The following is a 24429-nucleotide window of genomic DNA, read 5'->3' as shown; positions in this document are numbered from 1 at the left end:
CCGCACCGGTTCCGGGCCTTTTCCGGACCGTGCGGGGCCGTCGGGAATGAAATCCGGCCGCCTCTCGTTTTGGGAGATGCGGCCGGTGCTGGCAGACTGGACCGCTGGCCCCGGTTCACGTGACGCAAACCCGCTCCACGACCCGGCGCCCTCCCGAACCTAGGAGCATCCCTTGAAGCGCGAAATCCACCCCGAGTACGTCGAGACCCAGGTCACCTGCACCTGTGGCGCGTCGTTCACGACCCGCAGCACCGAGAAGAGCGGCGTGATTCGCGCCGACGTCTGCTCCGCGTGCCACCCGTTCTACACGGGCAAGCAGAAGATCCTCGACACCGGTGGCCGCGTGGCCCGCTTCGAGGCCCGCTTCGGCAAGAAGGCCGCCGGGTCCGCCCAGAAGTAGCGACCCGAAAGCGCCGGTTCTCGGTCTCCCGACACCTCGGGGGACCGGACCGGCGCTTTGTCGTCCGGTACCGATAGCAGTCCAGGGTTGTTCAGGAGAGGCACAGCAATGTTCGAGGCAGTCGAGGAACTGATCGGCGAGCACGCCGACCTCGAGAAGCGGCTCGCCGATCCCGCGGTGCACGCGGATCAGGCCAATGCCCGCAAGCTCAACAAGCGCTACGCCGAACTGACGCCGATCATCGGCACCTACCGCTCCTGGAAGCTGACCGGCGAGGACATCGAGACCGCCCGTGAGTTCGCCCAGGACGATCCGGACTTCGCGGCCGAGCTCAAGCTGCTGGACAAGCAGCGCGCCGAGCTGACCGAGAAACTGCGGCTGCTGCTCGTACCGCGCGACCCGCACGACGAGAAGGACGTCATCCTCGAGGTCAAGGCCGGAGAGGGCGGCGAGGAGTCCGCGCTGTTCGCCGGCGACCTGCTGCGGATGTATCTGCGGTACGCCGAGCGCGTCGGCTGGAAGACCGAGATCATCGAGGCGAACGAGTCCGACCTCGGCGGCTACAAGGACGTCCAGGTCGCGGTGAAGACCAAGGGCGGCAACGGTGCCACCGAGCCCGGCCAGGGCGTCTGGGCCCGGCTGAAGTACGAGGGCGGCGTGCACCGCGTGCAGCGGGTGCCCGCCACCGAGTCGCAGGGCCGGATCCACACCTCCGCGGCCGGCGTGCTCGTCACGCCCGAGGCCGAGGAGGTCGAGGTCGAGATCGGCCCGAACGATCTGCGCATCGACGTGTACCGCTCGTCGGGCCCCGGCGGCCAGTCCGTCAACACCACCGACTCCGCGGTGCGCATCACGCACCTGCCGTCCGGTCTGGTCGTCTCCTGCCAGAACGAGAAGAGCCAGCTCCAGAACAAGGAGTCGGCGATGCGTATCCTGCGTTCCAGGCTGCTCGCCGCCGCGCAGGAGGAAGCCGACCAGGAGGCCTCCGACGCGCGCCGCAGCCAGGTCCGCACGGTGGACCGCTCCGAGCGGATCCGGACGTACAACTACCCCGAGAACCGCATCTCGGACCACCGCGTCGGCTTCAAGGCGTACAACTTGGACCAGGTCCTCGACGGGGACCTCGACGCGATGATCCAGGCGTGTGTCGATGCCGACTCCGCCGCCAAGCTGGCCGCGGCCGGCGACGCCGGCTGACACCAGCCGAAGCGCCGGCTGACCAGCCACAGCGCGAGCTAACAGGAGGGCAATCAGTGAACGTGCTGCTCGCCGAGGTGGCGCAGGCCGCCCAGCGGCTGGCCGACGCCGGCGTGCCGTCCCCGCGTTTCGACGCGGAGGAACTGGCCGCGTACGTGCACGGCGTCAAGCGCGGCGAGCTGCACTCGGTCGCCGACTCCGAATTCGACGCCCGTTACTGGGAGGCGGTCGCCCGCCGCGAGGCCCGCGAACCGCTCCAGCACATCACCGGGCGCGCCTTCTTCCGGTATCTGGAGCTCCAGGTCGGGCCGGGCGTCTTCGTCCCCCGCCCCGAGACGGAGTCGGTCGTCGGCTGGGCGATAGACGCCGTACGGGCCATGGACGTGGCCGAGCCGCTGATCGTCGACCTGTGCACCGGCTCCGGCGCCATCGCGCTGGCCCTGGCCCAGGAGGTGCCGCGGTCGCGCGTGCACGCCGTGGAGCTGTCGGAGAAGGCCCTGGAATGGGCCCGCAAGAACATCGAAGGAAGCAAGGTCCAGCTGGAGCACGGCGACGCGCTCAGCGCGTTCCCCGAGCTCAACGGCCAGGTGGACCTCGTCATCAGCAATCCGCCGTACATCCCGCTCACCGAGTGGGAGTACGTACAGCCCGAAGCGCGTGACCACGACCCCGAACTTGCCCTCTTCTCGGGTGAGGACGGCCTCGACACCATCCGCGGCATCGAGCGCACGGCGCACCGGCTGCTGCGGCCGGGCGGCGTCGTCGTGATCGAGCACGCGGACTCCCAGGGCGGTCAGGTTCCGTGGATCTTCAAGGAGGACGCCGGCTGGGCCGACGCCGCCGACCACCCCGACCTGAACAACCGGCCCCGCTTCACCACGGCCCGCAAGGCGACGCCATGATGACGCGGGTCAACTGCACGCACGGCGCCGCAGCGGCGCACAGCCTGGAGGTCAGCTAATGGCACGGCGTTACGACTGCTCGGACGCGACCGACCGCGCCGCCGGACTGCGCGAAGCGACGTCCGCCATCAAGCGTGGTGAGCTCGTCGTGCTGCCCACCGACACCCTGTACGGCATCGGCGCGGACGCGTTCGACGCACAGGCCGTCGGCGATCTGCTGGAGGCCAAGGGCCGGGGCCGCAACATGCCCTCCCCGGTGCTGGTCGGCTCCCCGAACACGCTGCACGGCCTGGTCACGGACTTCTCCGAGCAGGCTTGGGAGCTCGTCGACGCCTTCTGGCCCGGCGCGCTCACCCTCGTCGCCAAGCACCAGCCGTCCCTGAACTGGGACCTCGGCGACACCCGCGGCACCGTCGCGGTCCGGATGCCGCTGCACCCCGTCGCGATCGAACTGCTGACCGCCACCGGCCCGCTCGCGGTGTCCAGCGCCAATCTGACCGGCCACCGTTCCCCCGAGGACTGCGACGCCGCCCAGGAGATGCTCGGCGACTCCGTCGCGGTGTACCTGGACGCCGGGCCGACGCCCGCCACCGTCCCGTCGTCCATCGTCGACGTGACCGGCAAGATCCCGGTGCTGCTGCGGGCCGGCGCGATCAGCGCCGACCAGCTCCGAGAGGTCGTACCCGACCTGGAGGAGCGCAATTGACCGCGCCCGAAAGGCGTGGCATACCGGGTCAGCGCGATGACCGCTTCCGCATCCTCCACGTCTGCACCGGCAATGTCTGCCGCTCGCCGATCGCCGAGCGGCTGACCCGCCATGAGCTGACGCTGCGCCTCGGTGACGGTGCCGACGGGATCCTCGTCGAGTCCGCCGGCACCTGGGGGCACGAAGGCGCGCCCATGGAGGCGCACGCCGCCGCCGTCCTCACCGAGTACGGCGCCGACGCGTCCGGGTTCATCGGCCGTGAGCTGCTCGACGACCACGTCATCGACGCCGACCTGGTGCTGACCGCGACCCGCGACCACCGCGCGCAGGTCATCTCGATGGGGCACGCGGCGGGGCTGCGCACCTTCACGCTGAAGGAGTTCACCCGGCTGGTGCGGGCGATAGATCCCGCGACCCTCCCCGAGGGCAGTGTGTCCGACCGTGCCCGCGCGCTGGTCCGTGCCGCCGCCGCGCTGCGCGGCTGGCTGCTGGCCCCGAGCGCCGAGGCCGACGAGGTCTACGACCCCTACGGCGCCCCGATCGGGTTCTTCCGCAGCATCGGCGAGGAGATCCACAGCTCCCTCGACCCGGTCGTCACCGCGCTGACCGGAATCCGTACCCCGACCCCCCGGTAGGGCCCCGAGCCCCCCGGCAGGCCGGGCGCGGCCGGATCCGGCACGTGATGCTCCGCTCGCCGGGCGCCGCGGCGGCGGCGCCCCTACAGTTGGGTGCAGTAACCCGACCCTCCTGCGGGAGTCCAGCCATGCCGGTCGCCGAAACGACTTCACCCACCCCGCTGCGGCCCGCCGCCCAGACGTGGCAACCGGACTTCGACGCGCTGCGTCGGCAGGACCCGGAGCTGGCGGGTGTGCTGCTCGCCGAGCTGGAACGGCAGAGCACCACGCTGCAGTTGATCGCGGGGGAGAACTTCACCTCGTCCGCCGTCCTCGCCGCGCTCGGCTCGCCGCTCGCCAACAAGTACGCCGAGGGTTATCCCTCCCGCCGTCACCATTCCGGGTGCGAACTGGTCGACGTGGCGGAGCGGCTGGCGGTGGAGCGTGCCACCTGCCTGTTCGGCGCCGCGCACGCCAACGTGCAGCCGTACTCCGGGTCCTCGGCCGTCCTGGCCGCGTACGCGGCGCTGCTGGTCCCCGGTGACAAGGTGCTCGCGATGGCGCTGCCGCACGGCGGCCACCTCACGCACGGCTCGCAGGCGAACTTCTCCGGCCGCTGGTTCCGCTTCGTCGGCTACGGGGTGACGCCGCCCGGTGCCCCGGACGGCGGCGGACTGATCGACTACGACCAGGTACGGGCGCTGGCCCGGGAGCACCGTCCCAAGGCGATCGTGTGCGGCGCCATCGCGTACCCCCGGCACATCGACTACCGGACGTTCCGGGAGATCGCCGACGAGGTCGACGCGTATCTGATCGTGGACGCCGCGCACACCCTGGGCCTGGTCGCCGGCGGTGCCGCGCCCAGCCCCGTGCCGTACGCGGACGTGGTGTGCGCCACCACCCACAAGGTGCTGCGCGGACCGCGCGGCGGGCTGATCCTGTGCGGCGCCGATCTCGCCCAGCGCATCGACCGGGCGGTCTTCCCGTTCTCGCAGGGCGGCCCGCATCTGCACTCCATCGCCGCGAAGGCGGCGGCCTTCGCCGAGGCCGCGACCCCGGCGTTCGCCGCGTACGCCCACCAGGTCGTCGCCAACGCGCGGCTGCTGGCCGACGCGCTCGCCGCCGAGGGGATGACGATCACCACCGGCGGTACCGACACCCATCTGATCACCGCCGATGTCACTCCGCTGGGTGTCACCGGAGTACAGGCGCGAGGACGCTGCGCCGCCGCCGGAATCGTCCTCGACAAGTACGCGCTGCCGTACGATCCGCAGCCGTCCGACATCGCGTCCGGCATCCGGATCGGTACCGCCGCGGTGACCACCCAGGGCATGGCGGAACCGGAGATGTCGCAGGTCGCACCCCTGATCGCCCGGGCGCTGCGCGAGGAGCAGGGGCTCGCCGCCGAGGTCGCGCAGTTCGTCGGAGGCTTCCCGCCGTACCCGGCGTGACCGGCCGTCCCGCGACACTGGAACCGCGGGCCGGTATCTGTGAGTCTTCGCAGATGTTCGCAGCTGGGAGTACGACGCCACTAAGGTGTGACGCTGTGAGGACCTGCCCGACGCCCCTGAAGCACCGCTTCGTCCGGCCGACCCTGCCGGAGGCAGCCCTGTGCGCGAGTATCTGCTGACGCTTTGTGTGACCGCCGCCGTTACGTATCTGCTGACGGGCCCGGTGCGGAAGTTCGCGATCGCGGCCGGCGCCATGCCGGAGATCCGTGAGCGGGACGTGCACCGGGAGCCGACACCCAGGCTCGGCGGGATCGCGATGTTCGGCGGGCTGTGCGCGGGTCTGCTGGTCTCCTCCCATCTGTGGAACCTCAGCAGCGTCTTCGAGCTGTCCAACGAGCCGCGGGCGCTGCTCTCCGGAGCGGGCCTGATCTGGCTGCTGGGCGTGCTGGACGACAAGTGGGGCGTGGACGCGCTGATCAAGCTCGGCGCCCAGATGATCGCCGCGGGCGTCATGGTGCTGCAGGGTCTGACGATCCTGTGGCTGCCGGTCCCCGGTGTGGGCACCGTCTCACTCTCGCCGATCCAGTCCACGCTGCTCACCGTCGCGCTGGTCGTGATCACCATCAACGCCGTCAACTTCGTCGACGGCCTCGACGGCCTGGCGTCCGGCATGGTCGCCATCGCCGCCATCGCGTTCTTCATGTACGCCTACCGCATGTGGTACGGCTACGGCGTCGAGGCGGCCGCCCCCGCGACGCTGTTCAGCGCGATCCTCATCGGGATGTGCCTGGGCTTCCTGCCGCACAACCTGCACCCGGCCCGGATCTTCATGGGCGACTCCGGCTCGATGCTGATCGGCCTGGTCCTCGCCTCGTCCGCGATCTCCATCACCGGCCAGGTGGACCCGGACGCCATCACCGACATGACGGGGTCCACCCGGGAGACCGTGCACTTCATGGTGCCGGTCTACATGCCGCTGCTGCTGCCGCTCACCCTGATCGCGATCCCGGCCGCGGACCTGGTGCTGGCCATCGTGCGCCGCACCTGGAACGGGCAGTCGCCGTTCGCCGCCGACCGCGGACATCTGCACCACCGGCTGCTGGAGATCGGCCACTCGCACAGCCGGGCCGTGCTGATCATGTACTTCTGGTCGGCGTTGATCGCGTTCGGCGCGGTCGCCTTCTCGCTCAACTCCTCCAGCCTGTGGATCGTGCTGGTGATCATGGTCCTCAGCGCCGTCGGCCTGGTCGTGCTGCTGCTGCCGCGGTTCCGGCCGCGCGCACCGCGCTGGGCCGAGGCGTTCGTGCCGCCGCGCTACCGCCGCAAGCGCCGGACGACGCAGGCCGCGCAGCTCGCCGCCGAGCAGCTGATCCGCGCCGGCGGAGCGGCCGGCGTGCACGGTTCGACGGCCATCGGCGACCGCTCCCGGCTGCCCGACCGACGCCCGGTCGACAGCCGCAGGTAATCGGCTGTGCGCCTCTACCAGACGCCGAGTTGGACGTCAGCCGGACGACACGCCGACTACTCCTTCCGTGTGACAGGCAGCACACTTACAAGGTAAAGACCGCATCAAATACTTTGTGATACCGTTCACGAAACCCGGGAAACAAGCCGAAAGACCCTAGTGCGACGGTCTTCCGGCGTGAGGCACGTCCTCGGTCCGGGTCTACGCTCGTCTCCGACGACCAGCCGCTTTCCCCCAACTCCCGCCGGAGGAGCTGCCACCATGCAGTCCAACGACGTCCGAACGTTCCTTCACTGCGCTGTCCCCACCGTTGCGGCCGGCGTCATCGCTGTCGCTGTCGGTGGCATGGTCACCGGTGGCAAAGGAGCGATCGGCGGCGCCCTCGGTGCTGTGATCGTCATGATCTTCATGGGTATTGGCTTGTTCGCGCTGCAGCGGACCGCGAGGTCCCTGCCACATCTGTTCCAGGCCATGGGCCTGATGCTCTACACGACTCAGCTGTTGGTGCTCGCGATCATCCTTGCGCTGTTCAAGCACACCACGCTGTTCGACCTGCCGACTTTCGCCTTCTCGGTGCTCGCTGCGTCCCTGGTCTGGATCCTTGCCCAGGCTCGCGCTCATATGAAGGCCAAGATCTTCTACGTGGACCCGGATTCCGCAGGGTCCACGTCGTGAATGGTAGGGGCGCGGTAAAGGCGTCGCCGCTCATTTGCTATCGTCCGGTCTCAACTGCGGCAGAGCTGGCGCGGGCGGCGAGATTGCCTGCTCAGCCTCTCGGCTCGAAGCCGATGCGCCGCCCCCACATCTGCAAGACCAGTCCAGTGCCGTTCCGTGGCTGCACGCCGCGCCGACACATCGAGGTTGCCCTACCCATGTGCCACGCTGAAGGAGCTCGCGGTGAGTGCTGACCAGGTTCTCGCCTTCGAGACCGACTGCCACATCTTCGACTCGAGCCACTGCGGCTTCCCCTCCCCGGGTCTGCACTCCTTCGTCTTCGAACCGATCTTCAGTATCGGCAGCTTCGACTTCAACAAGCCGATGCTGCTTGCTCTGCTGAGCACGGTCGTCGTCGTCGGATTCTTCTGGGCGGCCTTCAACCGGCCGAAGCTGGTCCCGGGCAAGCTGCAGATGATCGGCGAGGCCGGATACGACTTCGTGCGTCGCGGGATCGTCTACGAGTCGCTCGGCAAGAAGCAGGGCGAGAAGTACGTTCCGCTGCTGGTCTCGCTGTTCTTCATGGTCTGGATCATGAACCTGTGGTCGATCGTTCCGGTCGCCCAGTTCCCGGTGACATCGATCATCGCCTTCCCCGCAGGGATGGCAGCGATCGTCTACGTCACCTGGATGACGCTGACCTTCAAGACGCACGGCTTCGTCGGCGGACTGAAGAACATCACCGGCTACGACAAGTCGCTCGGCGCGGTGCTCCCCATGGCCGTCGGCATCGAGTTCTTCTCGAACGTCCTTGTGCGTCCTTTCACGCACACGGTCCGGCTCTTCGCGAACATGTTCGCCGGCCACCTGCTGCTGCTGATGTTCACCATTGCCAGCTGGTACCTGCTCAACGATGTCGGTATCGCCTACGCCGGTGTCTCGTTCGTGATGGTGATCGTGCTGACCGCCTTCGAGCTCTTCATCCAGGCAGTCCAGGCCTACGTCTTCGTCGTCCTGGCCGCCAACTACATCCAGGGCGCGCTCGCCGAGCACCACTGAGCCCATCCCACCCAGACGTCCGGTGGCCAACCCCCACCGGCTTGTGAAAGAGAAGGAAGAAACAGCATGTCCGCTGTGGAGAACCTCGCTGCCGTCTCCGGCTCCCTCGGCTCGATCGGCTACGGCCTCGCGGCCATCGGCCCCGGCATTGGTATCGGCATCATCTTCGGTAACGGCACGCAGGCCCTGGCCCGCCAGCCCGAGGCCGCCGGCCTGATCCGTCAGAACCAGATCCTCGGCTTCGCGTTCTGTGAGGCACTCGCGCTGATCGGCATCGTCATGCCGTTCGTGTTCGGCAAGTAATCAGCCGACGCATCTTCGACGAAAGGCACTGATGTGAACCCCCTGGTTCAGCTCGCTGCGGAGGAGGCGGAAAACCCCCTCATCCCGCCGATCCCCGAGCTCATCATCGGGCTGATCGCCTTCGCCATCGTCTTCATTTTCCTTGCCAAGAAGCTCCTCCCGAACATCAACAAGGTTCTGGACGAGCGCCGCGAGGCCATCGAAGGCGGCATGGAGAAGGCCGAGGCCACCCAGGCCGAGGCGCAGCAGACGCTCGAGCAGTACCGCGAGCAGCTCTCCGAGGCCCGGCACGAAGCCGCGCGACTGCGCCAGGAGGCGCAGGAGCAGGGCGCCGCGCTCATCGCCGAGATGCGCGCGGAAGGCCAGCGGCAGCGCGAGGACATCGTCACGGCCGGCCACGCGCAGATCGCGGCCGACCGCAAGGCCGCCGCGCAGGCGCTGCGCCAGGACGTGGGCAAGCTCGCCACCGACCTGGCCGGCAAGCTCGTCGGCGAGTCCCTCGAGGACACCGCCCGGCAGAGCCGCACCATCGACCGTTTCCTCGACGAGCTCGAGGAGAAGGCCGAGGCCACGCGATGAACGGCGCGAGCCGCGAGGCACTGGCCGCCGGACGCGAGCAGCTCGACGCGCTGACGGACAACACGTCCGTCGACGCGGCGAAGCTCGGGGAAGAGCTGGCCTCCGTCACGGGGCTGCTCGACCGCGAGGGATCGCTGCGGCGTGCCCTGACCGACCCGGCGAAGACCGGCGAGGCCAAGGCAGGACTGGCCGAGCAACTGCTCGGCGGCCAGATCGGCGGAGAGACCCTCGACCTCGTGTCGGGCCTGGTCCGCTCCCGCTGGTCCCGGTCGCGTGACCTGACGGACGCGGTGGAGGAGCTTTCCTACGCCGCGGACCTGGTCGCCGCCCAGCGCGCGGGCGCTCTCGACGACGTCGAGGACGAGCTGTTCCGCTTCGGCCGGATCGTCTCCGGCAGCAGCGAGCTGCGGGCCGCGCTGACCGACAAGGTCGTGGTGACCTCGGCCAAGGCCGAGCTGCTGCGCTCACTGCTCGACGGCCGGGTCAGCCCGGTCACCGAGCGACTGGTCGCCCGGCTTGTCACCCACCCGCGGGGACGTAGCCTGGAAGCAGGGCTCGAAGCCCTGTCCAAGCTGGCAGCCGCCCGCCGTAATCGGATGGTCGCGGTGGTGGTCTCGGCCGTACCGCTGACCGACCAGCAGAAGCAGCGCCTCGGCGCCGCGCTGGCCAAGCTGTACGGCCGGCAGGTGCACCTGAACCTCGACGTGGACCCCACGGTCCTCGGCGGGATCACGGTGCGCGTAGGCGAAGAGGTCATCAACGGCACCATCGCCGACCGTCTCGAAGAGGCGGCCCGGCGGATGGCCGGCTGAGACCAGCCACCAACTCAAGAGCATGACCGCGGCCCGAGTTGGGCCGTAGCGAGGTGCCTGCCGGGGACGACCCCCAGGCACCCGCAGGAAACTTCGGGCCCAACAAGGAGAGCAGGGAACCCAGATGGCGGAGCTCACGATCCGGCCGGAGGAGATCCGGGACGCGCTGGAGACCTTTGTCCAGTCGTACCAGCCGGACGCCGCCTCGCGCGAGGAGGTCGGCACGGTCAGCGAGGCCGGTGACGGCATCGCGAAGGTCGAGGGTCTTCCCTCGGCCATGGCGAACGAACTGCTGAAGTTCGAGGACGGGACCCTCGGTCTCGCGCTGAACCTCGAAGAGCGCGAGATCGGCGCTATCGTCCTCGGCGAGTTCAGCGGTATCGAGGAGGGCCAGCCGGTGCGACGCACCGGAGAGGTCCTGTCCGTCGCAGTCGGCGAGGGTTACCTGGGCCGGGTCGTCGACCCGCTCGGCAACCCGATCGACGGCCTCGGCGAGATCGAGACGGACGCCCGTCGCGCCCTGGAGCTGCAGGCTCCCGGCGTCATGGCGCGTAAGTCGGTGCACGAGCCGATGCAGACCGGCCTCAAGGCCGTCGACGCGATGGTGCCGATCGGCCGCGGTCAGCGTCAGCTGATCATCGGCGACCGCCAGACGGGCAAGACCGCCCTGGCTGTCGACACGATCATCAACCAGCGTGACAACTGGCGTTCCGGCGACCCGAAGAAGCAGGTCCGCTGCATCTACGTCGCCATCGGCCAGAAGGGCTCCACCATCGCGTCCGTGCGCGGTGCGCTGGAGGAGGCGGGCGCTCTCGAGTACACGACGATCGTCGCGGCTCCGGCGTCCGACCCGGCCGGCTTCAAGTACCTCGCCCCGTACACCGGCTCGGCCATCGGCCAGCACTGGATGTACCAGGGCAAGCACGTCCTGATCGTCTTCGACGACCTGTCGAAGCAGGCCGACGCCTACCGCGCCGTCTCCCTGCTGCTCCGCCGCCCGCCGGGCCGCGAGGCGTACCCGGGTGACGTGTTCTACCTGCACTCGCGTCTGCTGGAGCGTTGCGCGAAGCTCTCCGACGAGATGGGCGCCGGTTCGATGACCGGTCTGCCGATCGTCGAGACCAAGGCGAACGACGTGTCGGCGTTCATTCCGACCAACGTCATCTCCATCACCGACGGCCAGTGCTTCCTGGAGTCCGACCTGTTCAACGCGGGCCAGCGCCCGGCGCTGAACGTCGGTATCTCGGTCTCGCGAGTCGGCGGCAGCGCGCAGCACAAGGCCATGAAGCAGGTTTCCGGCCGACTGCGCGTGGACCTCGCCCAGTACCGTGAGCTGGAGGCGTTCGCCGCCTTCGGTTCCGACCTGGACGCGGCGTCGAAGAGCATGCTGGAGCGCGGCAAGCGCATGGTCGAGCTGCTGAAGCAGGGCCAGTACGCGCCGTACCCGGTCGAGGACCAGATCGTCTCCGTCTGGGCCGGCACCACCGGCAAGATGGACGACGTCCCGGTCGAGGACATCCGCCGCTTCGAGCGGGAGCTCCTCGACTACATGGGCCGCGAGCACAAGGGCCTGATGAACAGCATCGTCGAGGGCGGCAAGATGTCCGACGACACGCTGCAGGCGCTTGCCGAGTCCGTTGCCACCTTCAAGCAGCAGTTTGAGACGTCGGACGGCAAGCTCCTGGGTGAGGGCTGAGCATGGGAGCCCAGCTCAGGGTCTACAAGCGTCGCATCAAGTCGGTAACCGCGACCAAGAAGATCACCAAGGCGATGGAGATGATCGCCGCCTCGCGCATCGTCAAGGCGCAGCGTCAGGTGGCGGCATCGGGTCCGTACGCGACCGAGCTCACCCGCGCGGTGACCGCGGTCGCCACGGGCTCCAACACCAAGCACGCCCTGACCACCGAGGTCGAGTCGCCCACCCGGGTCGCGGTTCTGCTCATCACGAGCGACCGCGGCCTGGCCGGCGGGTACTCGTCCAACGCGATCAAGGCTGCGGACCGGCTCACCGAGCGGCTTCGCTCGGAGGGCAAGGAGGTCGACTCGTACCTCGTCGGCCGTAAGGCCGTCGCGTACTACAACTTCCGTGAGCGGAAGGTCGTGGAGTCCTGGACGGGCTTCACCGACCAGCCGTCCTACGGGGACGCCAAGGCGATCGCCGCACCGCTGATCGCGGCGGTGCAGCAGGACACGGCCGAGGGCGGTGTGGACGAGATCCACATCGTGTTCACCGAGTTCGTCTCGATGATGCTGCAGTCGCCGGTGGAGAACCGCCTGCTTCCGCTCAGCCTCGACACGGAGGCGCTGAAGGCGCAGGAGGAGTCGCACGGCAAGGGAGAGATCCTGCCGCTGTACGACTTCGAGCCGTCGGCCGAGGGCGTCCTCGACGCCCTGCTGCCGCGGTACGTCGAGAGCCGGATCTACAACGCACTGCTGCAGGCCGCCGCTTCCGAGCACGCTGCCCGCCGTCGCGCGATGAAGTCGGCGACCGACAACGCCGGAGACCTCGTCAAGAAGCTCTCCCGGCTTGCCAACGCGGCCCGCCAGGCCGAAATCACCCAGGAAATCAGCGAGATCGTCGGTGGCGCGAGCGCCCTCGCCGACGCTAGCGCGGGGAGTGACTAACCACTATGACCACCACTGTTGAAACGGCCACGGCTACTGGCCGCGTCGCTCGGGTCATCGGCCCGGTCGTCGACGTGGAATTCCCCGTCGACGCGATGCCGGAGATCTACAACGCTCTGCACGTCACGGTCGCTGACCCGGCCGAGGACGGCAAGCTGAAGACGCTGACCCTGGAAGTCGCCCAGCACCTGGGTGACGGCCTGGTCCGCACCATCTCGATGCAGCCCACCGACGGTCTGGTCCGCCAGTCCCCGGTGATTAACACGGGCTCGGGCATCACCGTCCCCGTCGGCGACGTCACCAAGGGCAAGGTGTTCAACACCCTCGGTGAGATCCTGAACGTGGACCCGTCCACGGTCGAGATCACGGAGCGCTGGCCGATCCACCGCAAGGCCCCGGCCTTCGACCAGCTCGAGTCCAAGACCGAGATGTTCGAGACCGGCGTCAAGGTCATCGACCTGCTGACCCCGTACGTCAAGGGCGGCAAGATCGGTCTGTTCGGTGGTGCCGGTGTCGGCAAGACCGTGCTGATCCAGGAAATGATCTACCGCGTCGCCAACAACCACGACGGTGTGTCGGTGTTCGCGGGTGTCGGTGAGCGTACCCGTGAGGGCAACGACCTCATCGAGGAGATGACCGAGTCCGGCGTCATCGACAAGACCGCGCTGGTCTTCGGCCAGATGGACGAGCCCCCGGGCACCCGTCTTCGCGTGGCGCTTGCCGGTCTGACCATGGCGGAGTACTTCCGCGATGTTCATGGCCAGGACGTGCTCTTCTTCATCGACAACATCTTCCGGTACACCCAGGCGGGCTCGGAGGTGTCCACCCTGCTCGGCCGTATGCCGTCCGCGGTGGGTTACCAGCCGAACCTGGCCGACGAGATGGGCATCCTGCAGGAGCGCATCACGTCGACCCGCGGTCACTCGATCACCTCGATGCAGGCGATCTACGTCCCCGCGGACGACCTGACCGACCCGGCCCCGGCGACGACCTTCGCCCACCTGGACGCGACGACCGTTCTGTCGCGTCCGATCTCGGAGAAGGGCATCTACCCGGCGGTCGACCCGCTGGACTCGACGTCCCGGATCCTGGACCCGCGCTACATCGCGCAGGACCACTACGACTGCGCCATGCGCGTCAAGGGAATCCTGCAGAAGTACAAGGACCTCCAGGACATCATCGCGATCCTCGGCATCGACGAGCTGGGTGAAGAAGACAAGCTCACCGTCTTCCGCGCCCGTCGGATCGAGCGCTTCCTGTCGCAGAACACCCACGTGGCGAAGCAGTTCACCGGTGTGGACGGCTCCGACGTGTCGCTCGAGGAGTCGATCACGGCGTTCAACGCCATCGCCGATGGTGATTACGACCACTTCCCCGAGCAGGCGTTCTTCATGTGCGGCGGTATCGAGGACCTGGTGCGCAACGCCAAGGAGCTCGGCGTCAGCTGAGTCCGGCGGCACGACGCGCGGGGGGTGGACGGTGCGTACGACAGCACCTTTCACCCCCTGCGCACCCGCGGGAGCGGGTCCTTGGCGGTAACGCCGGGGAAACCTCCACTATTCTTTGACCCAACACCCGCCGGAAGCGGTGGGTGCCGAACCGAGGAGCCGTCTTGGCTGAGCTGCACGTCGAGCTGGTCGCAGCGGACCGCAGTGTCTGGTCCGGCGAAGCCACCATGGTCATCGCGCGCACGCCGTCCGGTGACATCGGCGTCATGCCGGGACACCAGCCGCTGCTGGGTGTGCTGCTGTCCGGTCCCGTGACGATCCGTACGAGCGACGGTGGCACCGTGGTCGCCGCCGTACACGGTGGATTCCTCTCCTTCGCCGACAACAAGCTCTCGGTGCTCGCCGAGATCGCGGAGCTCGCCGACGAGATCGATGTCGCGCGTGCCGAGCGGGCTCTGGAGCGTTCCAAGGCCGACACCGACGCAGCCGCCGAAAGGCGCGCCGAGGTCCGGCTGGCCGCCGTTTCGAGCGGTCACTGAGCGGATATACCTGGATGCCGCGGACAGCCCATGGGGCGGTCCGCGGCTCCGGCACAGTAAGGGCAGTAGCCATTCCTAGGCGAGGAGGTCGGTGGGCGTGATCCTCGCTTTTCAGGTGTGTGGCGGGATTGTGGCAGCGGCGCTGCTGGGACTGTTCGTCTTCGGGCTCCGCCGGCGGCTGATCCAGCGCCCCGGCGGCACCTTCGACTGCAGTCTGCGACCGGCCCCGGCCGACGGGGAAGAGGTCGAGTCCACCGGCAAGGGCTGGGTCTACGGTGTGGCCCGGTACAGCGGTGACCGGATCGAGTGGTTCCGGGTCTTCTCGTACTCGCCGCGGCCGCGGCGCGTGCTGGACCGTCCCGCGATCGAGGTGCTCAGCCGTCGGCCCCCGCAGGGCCAGGAGGAGCTGGCACTGCTCTCCGACGCCACCGTGCTGCTGTGCGCGCACCGCGGCACCCGGCTGCAGCTGGCGATGAGCGAGGACGCCCTGACGGGCTTCCTGGCCTGGCTGGAGGCCGCGCCTCCCGGCCAGCGAGTCAATGTGGCTTAAATAGAGGGGCCTCGCTGTATGGGGGCACCCCCGGACGGAGTCTGGGGGAGGGTCAATGTGGCTTAGTGCTTTTGCCCTCGAGCGCCGGGCGGGCTGAATGATCAGCCCGCCCGGCGCTTGAGGGTTTTTCTGTGTGTCCCCGGCCGGGGACGACGGGCGGCGTGTCGGGCCCCGGCCGGGGGGCTTCTACTTGAGCCCGCTGTCCACGGACGTCATGAGGGTTCCGGTGTCACCGGACATCTCCCAGATCATCGCGCCGAGCAGGTTCTTGGACTTGATCCAGGCGCTCTTCTTGCCGATCGACCAGGTGTCGTCGAAACTCCACCACTGGCCGTTGGCGCCGGTGTAGCCGTACGTCGCCACGGACTGTTCGTCGTGGTAGACGGTGAGGCCGCCGACCGAGGCGATCAGGTTGCTGTAGCCGCGGGTGCCGGACTCCTCGGGGAACTGGCCGGGCGCGGCCCCGTTGGCCGCCTGCCATTCACCGTGCACGCCACCGTCGGTGACCTGCTGCCAGCCGCGCCCGTAGAAGGCGAGGCCGATGGTGAGCTGGCGCGGGCTGACGCCGGCGCCGAGGTACTTGTTGACGGCGCCCTCGACGCTGAAGTGCGTGGTGTACGGGTCCTGGGTGTCGGGATAGAGGTTGGCCTGGTGGCCGGTGCGGAGCGGTTCCCAGCTGTTGTCGCTGCCGGAGCCGTGGAAGTCGTACCCCTGGACGTTGGCGAAGTCCATCGACTTGAAGATGCCGTTGGCGCTGATGTCCCAGCCGAGGTCGACCTTGGCCGGGTCGGCCGGGGTGAACGCGGTGAGCAGGTACTTCTTCCCGGTGGTCGTGGTGAGCGCGTTCATCTGGGTGCGGAACTCGGCCAGCAGAGCGGTGAGGTTGGCCTTGTCCGCGGTGGAGTAGTGGTTGCCGGGGTGCCCGTCGGGCGAGCCCGGCCACTCCCAGTCGATGTCCACGCCGTCGAAGACACCGGCCGCGGAGCCGGGGCCGCCGCGTCCGTTGCTGACGGGCAGATTGCCCTTGAGGTACATGTCGATGCAGGACTGCACGAACTTCTGCCGCGAGGCCGCGGTCCTGGCGGCGTCCGAGAAGTACTTGCTGTAGGTCCAGCCGCCGATCGAGATGTTGACCTTGAGGTTCGGGTACTTGGCCTTGAGCTGCTTGATCTGGTTGAAGTTGCCGGCCAGCGGCTGGTCCCAGGTGTCGGTGCTGCCGTTGACGGACTCGCCGGCGCTGAAGCCCTTCTCGTAGTCCGCCCAGGAGTCACCGGCGCCGTCCCCCTGGTTGGGGTCCTCCGGGTTGCTGGTGGTGGCCTTGGTGACGCCGTTCATGCAGGTCAGGTTGGTCGGGTCGATGTTGGAGAAGGCGTAGTTGATGTGCGTGAGCTTCGCCGCCGCGCCCGTGCTGACCAGGGACTTCACGGTGTAGCCGCGGCCGTAGATGCCCCACTGCACGAAGTAGCCGACCTTGGCGTACGTGCTGCCGGGGTCGCCGCCGCCTCCGCCGGTGGTGTGCACGATGGTCGCGTTGCCGGCCGGGCCGGTCTGGTCGATGGTGTCGCGGGCCTTGACGGTGTAGATGTAGTCGGTGCCCGCGGTCAGACCGGTGTTGGTGTAGGTGAGGCCGGTGACGGTCGCCACGGTGGTGCCGTCGCGGATGACGTCGTAGTTCTTGACGCCCTTGTCGTCGGTCGCCGCCGTCCAGGACAGGGTGGCGGAGGTGTTGGTGATGCCGCTGGCCGTGGGGGCGCCAGGGGCGGAGGGCGGGTTGTCGCCCGGCACCGTACCGCCGTCACAGGAACCGCCGTTGACCTTGCAGCCGCTCGGGCTGCCGGAGCCCGCGCCGTTGAAGCCGAAGCTCGCGCTGGCGCCGGGGGCGAGGGTGCCGTTCCAGCCCACGTTCTTGGCGGTCCAGTGGTTGGCGGTGTGGGTGACGGTCGCGTCCCAGAAGGAGGTGACCGAGGTGCCGGTCGGGTAGTCCCATTCGACGGTCCAGGAGGTGATCGTCGTCGTGCCGGTGTTCTTGATGGTCCAGCCGGCACCGAATCCGGTGCCCCAGTCGGACGATTTGGCGTAGGTCGCGGTGGCGGCCGCGGCCGCGCTCGCCTGGGTGGCCAGGCCCACGATCGCGGCCAGCGGGAGCAGCAGCGCGGTGGCGACCGCCGCTGATCTGCGCCGGATGAGCTGTGCGGTTCCTGTTCTCAAGGGTGCTCCTCGAGGTTGGGGGGAAGGGGGGAACCTGCGCCGCCCGGAGAGCACGCCCGACAGTCATTCCGACGGTGTTTCATCGCGTGATTGTCATGGTCCGCTCACCATCTGTTGTGTGAGTGAGCGTAGAAAGGTCTGGACCATAGGTCAAGAGGTCTGGACCATACCCAACTCCTGTGCCAGTACCGCCGCTTGGACCCGGCTGCGCATCTCCAGCTTCGCCAGGATCCGGCTGACGTGCGTCTTCGTCGTCGCCTCGGCCATCTCCAGCCGCACCGCGATCTCGGCGTTCGACTGCCCGCTGCCGAGACACGCCAGCACCTCGCGCTCACGGGGGGTCAGAACGTCCAGAACGGCGGGGTCGACGGACCGCTTCGCCGGTTGCCCGGCGAACGCTCCGATGAGTCGCCGGGTGACCGCCGGGGCGATCATCCCATCGCCGCGCGCCACCAGCCGCACCCCCTCCAGCAGCCGCTCCGCGTCGGTGTCCTTGAGCAGGAAGCCGGCGGCGCCCGCGCGCAGCGCTCCGAAGACGTACTCGTCCAGGTCGAAGGTGGTCAGCACCAGGACGTCCGCGAGCTGCTCGGCGACCACCCGCCGAGTGGCCTCGACGCCGTCGAGACGTGGCATCTGGATGTCCATCAGCACCACGTCAGGGCGCAGTTCACGGGCCAGCAGCACCGCTTCCTCGCCGTCGGCGGCTTCGCCGACCACCTCGATGTCGGGGGCGGAGCGCAGGATCATCACCAGCCCGGCGCGCACGGCACTCTGGTCCTCGGCGACCACCACACGGATCATCCTGCTCGTCCCCCGCCGTCGAAGGGCAGGACCGCCCGCACCCGCCACACCTTGCCGTCACTGTCCGCGGCCTGCTCCAGGCCCGCCTCGAAGGAGCCGCCGAGCAGCTCCGCCCGCTCCCGCATACCGATCAGACCCGAACCGGAACCGGGCGCGCGCGGACCGTCCCGGTCGCCGAACGGGCTGCTGACGGTGGCGGTGAGGGCCCGTTCGTCCTGCTCCAGCACGACCAGGACCTCGCCGGGCGCCGCGTGCTTGAGCGCGTTGGTCAGCGACTCCTGCACGATCCGGTACGCCGCCAGCTCGACGGGGGTCGACAGCGGGGGAGCGTCGTGCGGGCGGTCGTCCCGCAGGGCGAACGTCTGCCCGCTCTCGGCGCCGCCCACGCGGGCGTGTTCCAGCAGCGCGTCCAGCGCCTTCAGCGTGGGCGCGGCGGCCGGCGCCGCGTCCCCCTCGGTGTCCCGGAGCAGCCCGATCAGCCGGCGCATCTCGGAGAGTCCCTGGACGCTGTTCTCCCGGATCACCCCGAGCGCGTCACGCGCCGGGCCCTCGCGCTTGTCGATCGACAGCGCGGCCGTGGAGTGGATGGCGATCGCGGAGAGGTGGTTGGCGACCATGTCGTGCAGCTCCCGCGCCATCCGGGCGCGCTCCGCCGTCACCGCCTGCTGCCGGTCCAGCTCGGCCAGCAGCGTCGTCTGCTCGGCCCGCAGCGTCGCCGCGTCCGCGGTGTCGCGGTGCTGGCGGACGATGATCCCGCTCCAGGCCGGGGCCACCGAGATCAGCGCGCAGATCAGGCCGCCGGAGAGCGCCTGCGCGTTGCGCTGGGTCAGCGCGAGGGTGATGGTGATCGCCGTCGTGATGACGATGCTCACGGCGGGCACCGACCGCGTCATGCGCTTCGGGCCGTACAGCACGGCCGCGTAGACGACGTCGGTGAACATCAGCACCGTGACCAGCAGCGAACCGATGATTATGTCGGCGGTCAGGGCGACGACGCCGGTGATGATCGCCACCAGCGGGGCGACCCGGCGCAGCAGTTCGCAGCCGGCCATGAGCGCCAGCGGCAGCAACGTCCCCCAGGCCGGGACCTGCGGCGCCCGGCCCGAATGCGTGTAGAGGCCGAACGACCACATCACCAGCCCGCCGTGCAGCCCGGCGGCGGCGATCCGCACATCGACCGGGTGCGGGCGGGGGAGGGCGAGCGGCATGCCTCCATCACAGCATGCCGCGGGGGGTCCGGGCGTCGTCCGCCGGTCGTAGACCGGTACATCGAAGGATGCAGACGCGGATCGTCAGGCGCGACGACGTAACCGGGCGGGACGCCCGCGAGGCTGGAGGAAATCGAGGGAAAGGTGTCAGGTAATGATCATCACCGTGATCGTCGCGTGCGAGATCGGCTTCTGGCTGGTGCTGGCGGCCGGGCTCGTCCTGCGCTATCCGCTGCGGCGGCCGAAGGCCGGTGCGGTGGTCCTGGCCTGCGTGCCGCTGGTGGACGTGGTGCTGCTCGCCGCCACCGTCCTCGACCTGCGCGCGGGCGCCACCGCCGACTGGAAGCACGGGCTGGCCGCCGCCTACATCGGCTTCTCGATCGCCTACGGCCACTCCATGGTGACGTGGGCCGACGGCCACTTCGCCCACCGCTTCGCCGGCGGACCGAAGCCGGCCGGGGCGCCCAAGTACGGCAGGGCGCGCGCTGTCCACGAGTGGCGGATCCTCGCCCGCACGGCGCTCGCGGCGGTCATCGCCGTGGTGCTGTTGCAGGCGGCCGTCCGGGCGGTCGGCGACGCGGACCGGACGGCCGCGCTGACGCAGTGGCAGCTGCGGATGGCGATGATCACCGGCATCAACCTGGTCATCGCCGCCAGCTACACGATCTGGCCGAAGCGCGAGCGCGCCGCGATCCGCGGGTGAGCTCTCACCCTTCGGCACTCTCCGCCCGTGACCAGATGCCGGCCGCCGTTTCCCGCTCCCGGTCCGCGAACGGACCGTGGTCCCTCTCGTAGGCGGCGCGGTGGCGCGAGGTCATGCGGTCGCGCAGTCGGGCCTCTTCCGCGGCGCTGGGCACCGTGTGCCCGTAGGTTGCAGGAGCTTGGTCGGGGTCTGCCTCATCGCCGCCGCCTCCCACGGCGGTCAGCGCTCGCCGCCTGGCACCCACAGCACGTCGCCGTGCTCCTTGTTGGCCGTCCGCGCCAGGATGAACAGCAGGTCCGACAGCCGGTTGAGGTACGTCGCGGTGAGCGGGTTCATGATCTCGCCGTACTGCTCCAGCGCCACCCACGTCGAGCGCTCCGCGCGCCGGACCACCGTGCAGGCGGCGTGCAGCAGGGCCGCCCCCGCCGTCCCGCCGGGCAGGATGAAGCTGCGGAGCTTCTCCAGCTCCTCCAGGAAGCGGTCGCAGTCGCCCTCCAGCTTGTCGATGTACGACTGCTCGACGCGCAGCGGCGGGTACTTCGGGTCCTCGGCCACCGGCGTGGCGAGGTCCGCACCGACATCGAAGAGATCGTTCTGCACTCGGGTGAGGACCGCGGAGACCTCCGCCGGCAGTGAGCCCAGCGCGATGGCCACCCCGATGGCGGCGTTCGCCTCGTTGGTGTCCGCGTAGGCCGAGATCCGTACATCGGTCTTGGCGGTGCGGCTCATGTCACCGAGGGCGGTCGTGCCGGTGTCCCCGGTGCGGGTGTAGATGCGCGTCAGATTGACCATACGGCCGAGCGTAGTCACGCACCGGCTCTGGTGAAGACCCGTGTGCCCACCGTCACGGACACCACCGCGAACGCGACGGCGACCAGCGCGCCCACGCCGACCGTGCCCGTCCAGTAGTCGCCGACGAAGGCGGCCCTGACGGCGTCCACGAGATAGCGGAACGGCACGAAGTGCGAGACGACGTTCAGCCACTGGGGAGCCAGCGACATCGGGAGCAGCAGGCCGGAGAGCAGCATCGCGGGCATGTTGACGGCGTTGATGACCGGGGCGAACTCCTGCGGGGTGTTGACGCGCATCGCGAAGGCGTACGACAGCGAGGCCAGCGAGATCGTCAGCAGCCCGGTGAACAGGAAGCCGACGACCGCGCCCAGGACCGGGGTGCGCAGCCCCAGCGCCACCGCGGCCAGCACCAGGACCAGCGACTGGACGAGCAGCAGGAGCACGTCCTTCAGAGTGCGCCCCAGCAGCAGCGCGAGCCGGCTGACCGGTGTGACCCGCATCCGCTCGACGATCCCGTTCTGCTTCTCGATCAGGATGGCGAATCCGCAGAACGCGGCGCTGAACAGGCCGAGTTGGATCATCAGGCCGGGTACGAGGGTCTGCCAGGCGTCGCCCTTGCCGCCGAGCGGCAGGTCCCGCAGCAGGGGCCCGAAGAAGAACAGATAGAGCAGCGGCATGAGCAGACCGAAGACCAGCCCGAGACGGGAGCGCACGGTCTGCCGGAGATAGCGGTTGAAGATCAGCGCGGTGTCGGACAGCAGATGGGAGAGCCGGGCGGTGGGGCTGGTCGTGGGGGCGGGGGCGGTGACGGTGGTGGACGACATGGCGGGGCTCCGGATCAGACGGCGACGGGCGTGGTGTCCTGGGGCGCGCTGCGCCCGGTGATGGCGAGGAACGCGTCCTGCAGCGTCGCGCCGGGCGAGCCGGCGTACTCGGCCTTGAGGGCCCGCGGGGTGCCCTCGGCGACGATCCGTCCGTGGTCGACGACCACCAGCCGGTCGGCGAGCGCGTCCGCCTCGTCGAGGTAGTGGGTGGTGAGGAAGACCGTCGTGCCGTGCTCGGCGCGGATGGTGCGCACCAGGTCCCACAGGTCGGCCCGGCTGCCCGGGTCGAGTCCGGTGGTCGGCTCGTCGAGGAAGAGGATCTGCGGCCGGTGGGTGAGTCCCATGGCGATGTCCAGCCGGCGGCGCTGACCGCCGGACAGGGCGGCGCACTTGCGGTCGAGCAGCCCGTCGAGGCCGAGTTGGCCGGCGAGCTCCGTGGCGCGGGCGGTGGCCTCGTCCTTGGCCAGCCGGTACATCCGGCCCTGGGTGACGAGCTCCTCGCGGACCGAGATCGCCGGGTCGACGCCGCCGGCCTGGGCGACGTAGCCGATCCGCTCACGCACCCCCGAGGGGTCGCGGGCGAGATCGCGGCCGGCGACCGTGGCGCTGCCGCCGGTGGGGGCGAGGAGCGTGGTGAGCATCCGCAGGGGGTGACGATCGCCGAGATCGCCGACGCGGCCGATGTGTCGGTCAACACCGTCTACAACTACTTCCCCGACAAGGCGGACCTGTTCTTCGACCGGCACGACGCGGTCGTGGAGCGGCTCTCCGGCATCGTGCGCGGCCGGCGGCCCGGCGAGTCCGCGGCCGGAGCCGTCGTCCGCGCGCTGCGCGACGAGCTGGTCATGGTCTCGCCCTCGCTCGGCCTGATCCCCGGTTACGCCGGCTTCATGCGGATCTGCCACTCCTCGCCCACGCTGATGGCCAAGGTCTGGCGGATGCAGAACCTCGCGCAGGACGACCTGACCCGCACCCTGGAGCGGGAAACCGGCGCGGACCGGGGCGATCTGATGCCCGAACTGGTAGCCGGTCAGATCGCCTGGCTGCAGAACACGGTGATGCGCGGCATCGGCCGCGCGATGGCCGACGGCGGCGAGCCCAACGAGGTCTCGCGGGCGGTTCTGGTCAAACTGGACGCCATGGAAGCCCTGCTGAGCGACGAGATCCTCAACTATGCGACGAAAGACACAGAGTGACCCGCCTCTCTTCCTACTGCGCCGGGGTGTGAGCGGGCGTTAAGGTCCGGCCAGAATCCCCGAACGTAAAGGTGTGTGTCGTGGCGAAGAAGCTCGCCGTCATCGGAGCCGGTCTCATGGGCTCCGGCATCGCCCAGGTATCGGCGGCAGCCGGTTACGACGTGGTGCTGCGTGACGTCACGGACGAGGCGCTCGCCCGCGGTCTGAGCGGTATCCAGGCCTCGTACGGGAAGTTCGTCGCCAAGGGGAAGATGACCGCCGAGGACGCCGAGGCGGCGCTCGCCCGGATCACCGCCACCACCGAGCTGGAAGCCGTCGCCGACGCCGACATCGTCGTCGAGGCGGTGTTCGAGAAGATCGAGGTCAAGCAGGAGATCTTCCGGGCGCTCGACAAGATCGCCCGGCAGGACGCCATCCTCGCCTCCAACACCTCCGCCATCCCGATCACCAAGATCGCGGCGGTCACGGAGCGCCCGGAGCGCGTCGTCGGCACCCATTTCTTCTCGCCGGTACCGCTGATGCAGCTGTGCGAACTCGTGCGCGGCTACAAGACCAGTGACGAGACGCTGGCCGCCGCCAAGGCCTTCGCCGAGGAGATCGGCAAGACCTGCATCGTCGTCAACCGCGATGTGGCGGGCTTCGTCACCACCCGGCTGATCTCGGCGCTCGTCGTCGAGGCGGCCAAGCTCTACGAGTCCGGGGTCGCGTCGGCCGAGGACATCGACATCGCCTGCAAGCTCGGCTTCGGCCACGCGATGGGTCCGCTGACCACCGCGGACATGACCGGCGTCGACATCCTGCTGCACGCCACCGGCAACATCTACGCCGAGTCGCAGGACGAGAAGTTCGCCGCACCGGAGATCATGCGCCGCATGGTCGACGCCGGCGATCTGGGCCGGAAGAGCGGACAGGGCTTCTACACGTACTAACCCTTTTCACTCCCAGGAGTGAATTCGGTATCGGTTCGCTCACAGACGGCAACGTTTATATGCGACGAACCGTCAGTTGTGGTGAGCCATCGCGGAACCCATCACACCATCACTCCAACGGGAGCGATTTATGCATATCCAGGGCGACCATGCCGAGCTGGTCGTCGGAGGCCGTCTCGACGTCCGCAGCGCGGCGGACGCCCGTACCGTCCTGCACACCGCCGTGGACTCCGGTTGCGGCGATCTTGTGCTGGACCTGACAGCATTGGATTCGTGGGACGCCGCGGGGCTGGGCGTGATCATGGGAGCGCACCGAAGGGCGGGCCGGGTCAACCGACGGCTCGTGCTGCGGGGCGTTCCGCCACAGATGCAGCGGCTGCTCGTAGCCACACGACTGCACCGAATCCTGGCGATCGAGGCTGAAAGGTGATGTAAGGGGAGCGCAACGCCCCTGCCCTTCGGCA

The 24429-nt window shown here is 69.1% G+C and carries 27 protein-coding genes; 21 read left to right on the top strand and 6 right to left on the bottom strand.

From position 1 onward, the window contains the following. Nucleotides 1–172: 172 nt before the first annotated feature. From rpmE to O3W51_RS09440, 17 genes are all read left to right on the top strand, one after another. A complete protein-coding gene (rpmE, locus tag O3W51_RS09520) occupies nt 173–400 on the top strand; it encodes a 50S ribosomal protein L31 (RefSeq protein WP_138355974.1) in 228 nt (75 codons plus the stop codon). Between the two features lie 108 nt (nt 401–508). Next, the gene (gene prfA / locus O3W51_RS09515; protein ID WP_138355973.1) at nt 509–1597 is read left to right on the top strand and encodes a peptide chain release factor 1; all 1089 of its coding nucleotides are present in this window, start codon (nt 509–511) and stop codon (nt 1595–1597) included. Nucleotides 1598–1653: 56 nt separating this feature from the next. Beyond that, nucleotides 1654–2499: a peptide chain release factor N(5)-glutamine methyltransferase gene (gene prmC / locus O3W51_RS09510; protein ID WP_138355972.1), complete on the top strand. Its 846-nt coding sequence runs from the start codon at nt 1654–1656 to the stop codon at nt 2497–2499. 58 nt (nt 2500–2557) lie between these two features. Further along, nucleotides 2558–3205 carry an L-threonylcarbamoyladenylate synthase gene (locus O3W51_RS09505; RefSeq protein ID WP_138355971.1) on the top strand — a complete coding sequence of 216 codons (648 nt, stop codon included), beginning with the start codon at nt 2558–2560 and terminating at the stop codon, nt 3203–3205. After that, nucleotides 3202–3840: an arsenate reductase/protein-tyrosine-phosphatase family protein gene (locus O3W51_RS09500; RefSeq protein WP_138355970.1), complete on the top strand. Its 639-nt coding sequence runs from the start codon at nt 3202–3204 to the stop codon at nt 3838–3840. The genes O3W51_RS09505 and O3W51_RS09500 overlap by 4 nt, the downstream gene beginning before the upstream one ends. A 128-nt stretch (nt 3841–3968) precedes the next feature. Then, nucleotides 3969–5270 carry a serine hydroxymethyltransferase gene (glyA, locus tag O3W51_RS09495; protein ID WP_269285153.1) on the top strand — a complete coding sequence of 434 codons (1302 nt, stop codon included), beginning with the start codon at nt 3969–3971 and terminating at the stop codon, nt 5268–5270. Between the two features lie 160 nt (nt 5271–5430). Next, nucleotides 5431–6735: an MraY family glycosyltransferase gene (locus tag O3W51_RS09490; RefSeq protein WP_138355968.1), complete on the top strand. Its 1305-nt coding sequence runs from the start codon at nt 5431–5433 to the stop codon at nt 6733–6735. 261 nt (nt 6736–6996) lie between these two features. Further along, nucleotides 6997–7410 carry a hypothetical protein gene (locus O3W51_RS09485; protein WP_138355967.1) on the top strand — a complete coding sequence of 138 codons (414 nt, stop codon included), beginning with the start codon at nt 6997–6999 and terminating at the stop codon, nt 7408–7410. Between the two features lie 222 nt (nt 7411–7632). Next, entirely contained in the window at nt 7633–8448 is an 816-nt protein-coding gene (gene atpB, locus O3W51_RS09480; protein WP_187145017.1) for a F0F1 ATP synthase subunit A, read from the top strand. Nucleotides 8449–8514: 66 nt separating this feature from the next. Continuing rightward, complete coding sequence (atpE, locus tag O3W51_RS09475; protein WP_138355966.1) at nt 8515–8751, top strand: ATP synthase F0 subunit C; 237 nt, start codon at nt 8515–8517, stop codon at nt 8749–8751. 33 nt (nt 8752–8784) lie between these two features. Further along, on the top strand, nt 8785–9330 hold the full coding sequence (locus O3W51_RS09470; RefSeq protein ID WP_138355965.1) for a F0F1 ATP synthase subunit B: 546 nt from the start codon (nt 8785–8787) through the stop codon (nt 9328–9330). Beyond that, nucleotides 9327–10142 carry a F0F1 ATP synthase subunit delta gene (locus O3W51_RS09465; protein ID WP_138355964.1) on the top strand — a complete coding sequence of 272 codons (816 nt, stop codon included), beginning with the start codon at nt 9327–9329 and terminating at the stop codon, nt 10140–10142. Before O3W51_RS09470 ends, O3W51_RS09465 begins: the two co-directional genes overlap by 4 nt. A gap of 124 nt (nt 10143–10266) precedes the next feature. Then, nucleotides 10267–11838 (top strand): F0F1 ATP synthase subunit alpha, encoded by a 1572-nt coding sequence (atpA, locus tag O3W51_RS09460; RefSeq protein ID WP_138355963.1) that lies wholly within the window; start codon nt 10267–10269, stop codon nt 11836–11838. Between the two features lie 2 nt (nt 11839–11840). Further along, nucleotides 11841–12767 carry a F0F1 ATP synthase subunit gamma gene (locus O3W51_RS09455; protein WP_138355962.1) on the top strand — a complete coding sequence of 309 codons (927 nt, stop codon included), beginning with the start codon at nt 11841–11843 and terminating at the stop codon, nt 12765–12767. Between the two features lie 5 nt (nt 12768–12772). Next, the gene (gene atpD / locus O3W51_RS09450; protein WP_269285147.1) at nt 12773–14215 is read left to right on the top strand and encodes a F0F1 ATP synthase subunit beta; all 1443 of its coding nucleotides are present in this window, start codon (nt 12773–12775) and stop codon (nt 14213–14215) included. Nucleotides 14216–14379: 164 nt separating this feature from the next. Then, the gene (locus tag O3W51_RS09445; protein ID WP_187145018.1) at nt 14380–14754 is read left to right on the top strand and encodes a F0F1 ATP synthase subunit epsilon; all 375 of its coding nucleotides are present in this window, start codon (nt 14380–14382) and stop codon (nt 14752–14754) included. Nucleotides 14755–14851: 97 nt separating this feature from the next. Beyond that, on the top strand, nt 14852–15304 hold the full coding sequence (locus O3W51_RS09440; RefSeq protein ID WP_138355959.1) for a DUF2550 domain-containing protein: 453 nt from the start codon (nt 14852–14854) through the stop codon (nt 15302–15304). A gap of 186 nt (nt 15305–15490) precedes the next feature. On the opposite strand, the gene O3W51_RS09435 is transcribed toward O3W51_RS09440, so the two are convergent. The 3 genes from O3W51_RS09435 to O3W51_RS09425 form a co-directional block, all read right to left on the bottom strand. Next, complete coding sequence (locus O3W51_RS09435; protein ID WP_198357674.1) at nt 15491–17512, bottom strand: glycoside hydrolase family 18 chitinase; 2022 nt, start codon at nt 17510–17512, stop codon at nt 15491–15493. Between the two features lie 150 nt (nt 17513–17662). Then, on the bottom strand, nt 17663–18313 hold the full coding sequence (locus O3W51_RS09430) for a response regulator (protein ID WP_198357675.1): 651 nt from the start codon (nt 18311–18313) through the stop codon (nt 17663–17665). Next, the gene (locus tag O3W51_RS09425; protein WP_269285143.1) at nt 18310–19521 is read right to left on the bottom strand and encodes a sensor histidine kinase; all 1212 of its coding nucleotides are present in this window, start codon (nt 19519–19521) and stop codon (nt 18310–18312) included. The genes O3W51_RS09430 and O3W51_RS09425 overlap by 4 nt, the downstream gene beginning before the upstream one ends. 154 nt (nt 19522–19675) lie before the next feature. On the opposite strand from O3W51_RS09425, the gene O3W51_RS09420 reads away from it, so the two are divergent. Then, nucleotides 19676–20224 (top strand): hypothetical protein, encoded by a 549-nt coding sequence (locus O3W51_RS09420; RefSeq protein ID WP_164293371.1) that lies wholly within the window; start codon nt 19676–19678, stop codon nt 20222–20224. A 219-nt stretch (nt 20225–20443) separates the two neighbouring features. Here the strand turns inward: O3W51_RS09420 and O3W51_RS09415 are convergent, their stop codons facing one another. From O3W51_RS09415 to O3W51_RS09405, 3 genes are read right to left on the bottom strand one after another with little or no spacing between them, the layout of a single operon-like run. Further along, on the bottom strand, nt 20444–21016 hold the full coding sequence (locus tag O3W51_RS09415) for a cob(I)yrinic acid a,c-diamide adenosyltransferase (protein WP_138355954.1): 573 nt from the start codon (nt 21014–21016) through the stop codon (nt 20444–20446). Between the two features lie 14 nt (nt 21017–21030). After that, nucleotides 21031–21840, bottom strand: a complete 810-nt coding sequence (locus tag O3W51_RS09410; protein WP_138355953.1) for an ABC transporter permease — start codon at nt 21838–21840, stop codon at nt 21031–21033. 14 nt (nt 21841–21854) lie between these two features. Next, nucleotides 21855–22586 carry an ABC transporter ATP-binding protein gene (locus tag O3W51_RS09405; protein ID WP_381586219.1) on the bottom strand — a complete coding sequence of 244 codons (732 nt, stop codon included), beginning with the start codon at nt 22584–22586 and terminating at the stop codon, nt 21855–21857. On the opposite strand from O3W51_RS09405, the gene O3W51_RS09400 reads away from it, so the two are divergent. From O3W51_RS09400 to O3W51_RS09390, 3 genes are all read left to right on the top strand, one after another. Continuing rightward, nucleotides 22491–23036 carry a TetR/AcrR family transcriptional regulator gene (locus tag O3W51_RS09400; RefSeq protein WP_244809423.1) on the top strand — a complete coding sequence of 182 codons (546 nt, stop codon included), beginning with the start codon at nt 22491–22493 and terminating at the stop codon, nt 23034–23036. The two genes, O3W51_RS09405 and O3W51_RS09400, sit on opposite strands and share 96 nt — an antisense overlap. An 80-nt stretch (nt 23037–23116) precedes the next feature. Further along, complete coding sequence (locus O3W51_RS09395; protein ID WP_138355951.1) at nt 23117–23965, top strand: 3-hydroxyacyl-CoA dehydrogenase family protein; 849 nt, start codon at nt 23117–23119, stop codon at nt 23963–23965. Between the two features lie 130 nt (nt 23966–24095). Next, complete coding sequence (locus O3W51_RS09390; protein ID WP_138355950.1) at nt 24096–24395, top strand: STAS domain-containing protein; 300 nt, start codon at nt 24096–24098, stop codon at nt 24393–24395. Nucleotides 24396–24429: the final 34 nt, after the last annotated feature.

The sequence above is a fragment of the Streptomyces sp. H39-C1 genome (assembly GCF_027158125.1).
Classification (GTDB): Bacteria; Actinomycetota; Actinomycetes; order Streptomycetales; family Streptomycetaceae; genus Actinacidiphila; species Actinacidiphila fildesensis.
The sequence above is the reverse complement of the archived record's forward strand: the minus strand, read 5'-3'. Positions and strand labels throughout refer to the sequence as shown.

Excerpts from the sequence above, each read along its gene's own strand:
- O3W51_RS09455 (WP_138355962.1), top strand. The coding sequence starts at position 11,841 with ATGGGAGCCCAGCTCAGGGTCTACAAGCGTCGCATCAAGTCGGTAACC.
- O3W51_RS09485 (WP_138355967.1), top strand. The coding sequence starts at position 6,997 with ATGCAGTCCAACGACGTCCGAACGTTCCTTCACTGCGCTGTCCCCACC.
- O3W51_RS09505 (WP_138355971.1), top strand. The coding sequence starts at position 2,558 with ATGGCACGGCGTTACGACTGCTCGGACGCGACCGACCGCGCCGCCGGA.
- glyA (WP_269285153.1), top strand. The coding sequence starts at position 3,969 with ATGCCGGTCGCCGAAACGACTTCACCCACCCCGCTGCGGCCCGCCGCC.
- O3W51_RS09465 (WP_138355964.1), top strand. The coding sequence starts at position 9,327 with ATGAACGGCGCGAGCCGCGAGGCACTGGCCGCCGGACGCGAGCAGCTC.
- O3W51_RS09430 (WP_198357675.1), bottom strand. The coding sequence starts at position 18,313 with ATGATCCGTGTGGTGGTCGCCGAGGACCAGAGTGCCGTGCGCGCCGGG.
- atpD (WP_269285147.1), top strand. The coding sequence starts at position 12,773 with ATGACCACCACTGTTGAAACGGCCACGGCTACTGGCCGCGTCGCTCGG.
- O3W51_RS09415 (WP_138355954.1), bottom strand. The coding sequence starts at position 21,016 with ATGGTCAATCTGACGCGCATCTACACCCGCACCGGGGACACCGGCACG.
- atpE (WP_138355966.1), top strand. The coding sequence starts at position 8,515 with ATGTCCGCTGTGGAGAACCTCGCTGCCGTCTCCGGCTCCCTCGGCTCG.
- O3W51_RS09420 (WP_164293371.1), top strand. The coding sequence starts at position 19,676 with ATGATCATCACCGTGATCGTCGCGTGCGAGATCGGCTTCTGGCTGGTG.
- atpA (WP_138355963.1), top strand. The coding sequence starts at position 10,267 with ATGGCGGAGCTCACGATCCGGCCGGAGGAGATCCGGGACGCGCTGGAG.
- O3W51_RS09390 (WP_138355950.1), top strand. The coding sequence starts at position 24,096 with ATGCATATCCAGGGCGACCATGCCGAGCTGGTCGTCGGAGGCCGTCTC.
- O3W51_RS09425 (WP_269285143.1), bottom strand. The coding sequence starts at position 19,521 with ATGCCGCTCGCCCTCCCCCGCCCGCACCCGGTCGATGTGCGGATCGCC.
- prfA (WP_138355973.1), top strand. The coding sequence starts at position 509 with ATGTTCGAGGCAGTCGAGGAACTGATCGGCGAGCACGCCGACCTCGAG.
- O3W51_RS09410 (WP_138355953.1), bottom strand. The coding sequence starts at position 21,840 with ATGTCGTCCACCACCGTCACCGCCCCCGCCCCCACGACCAGCCCCACC.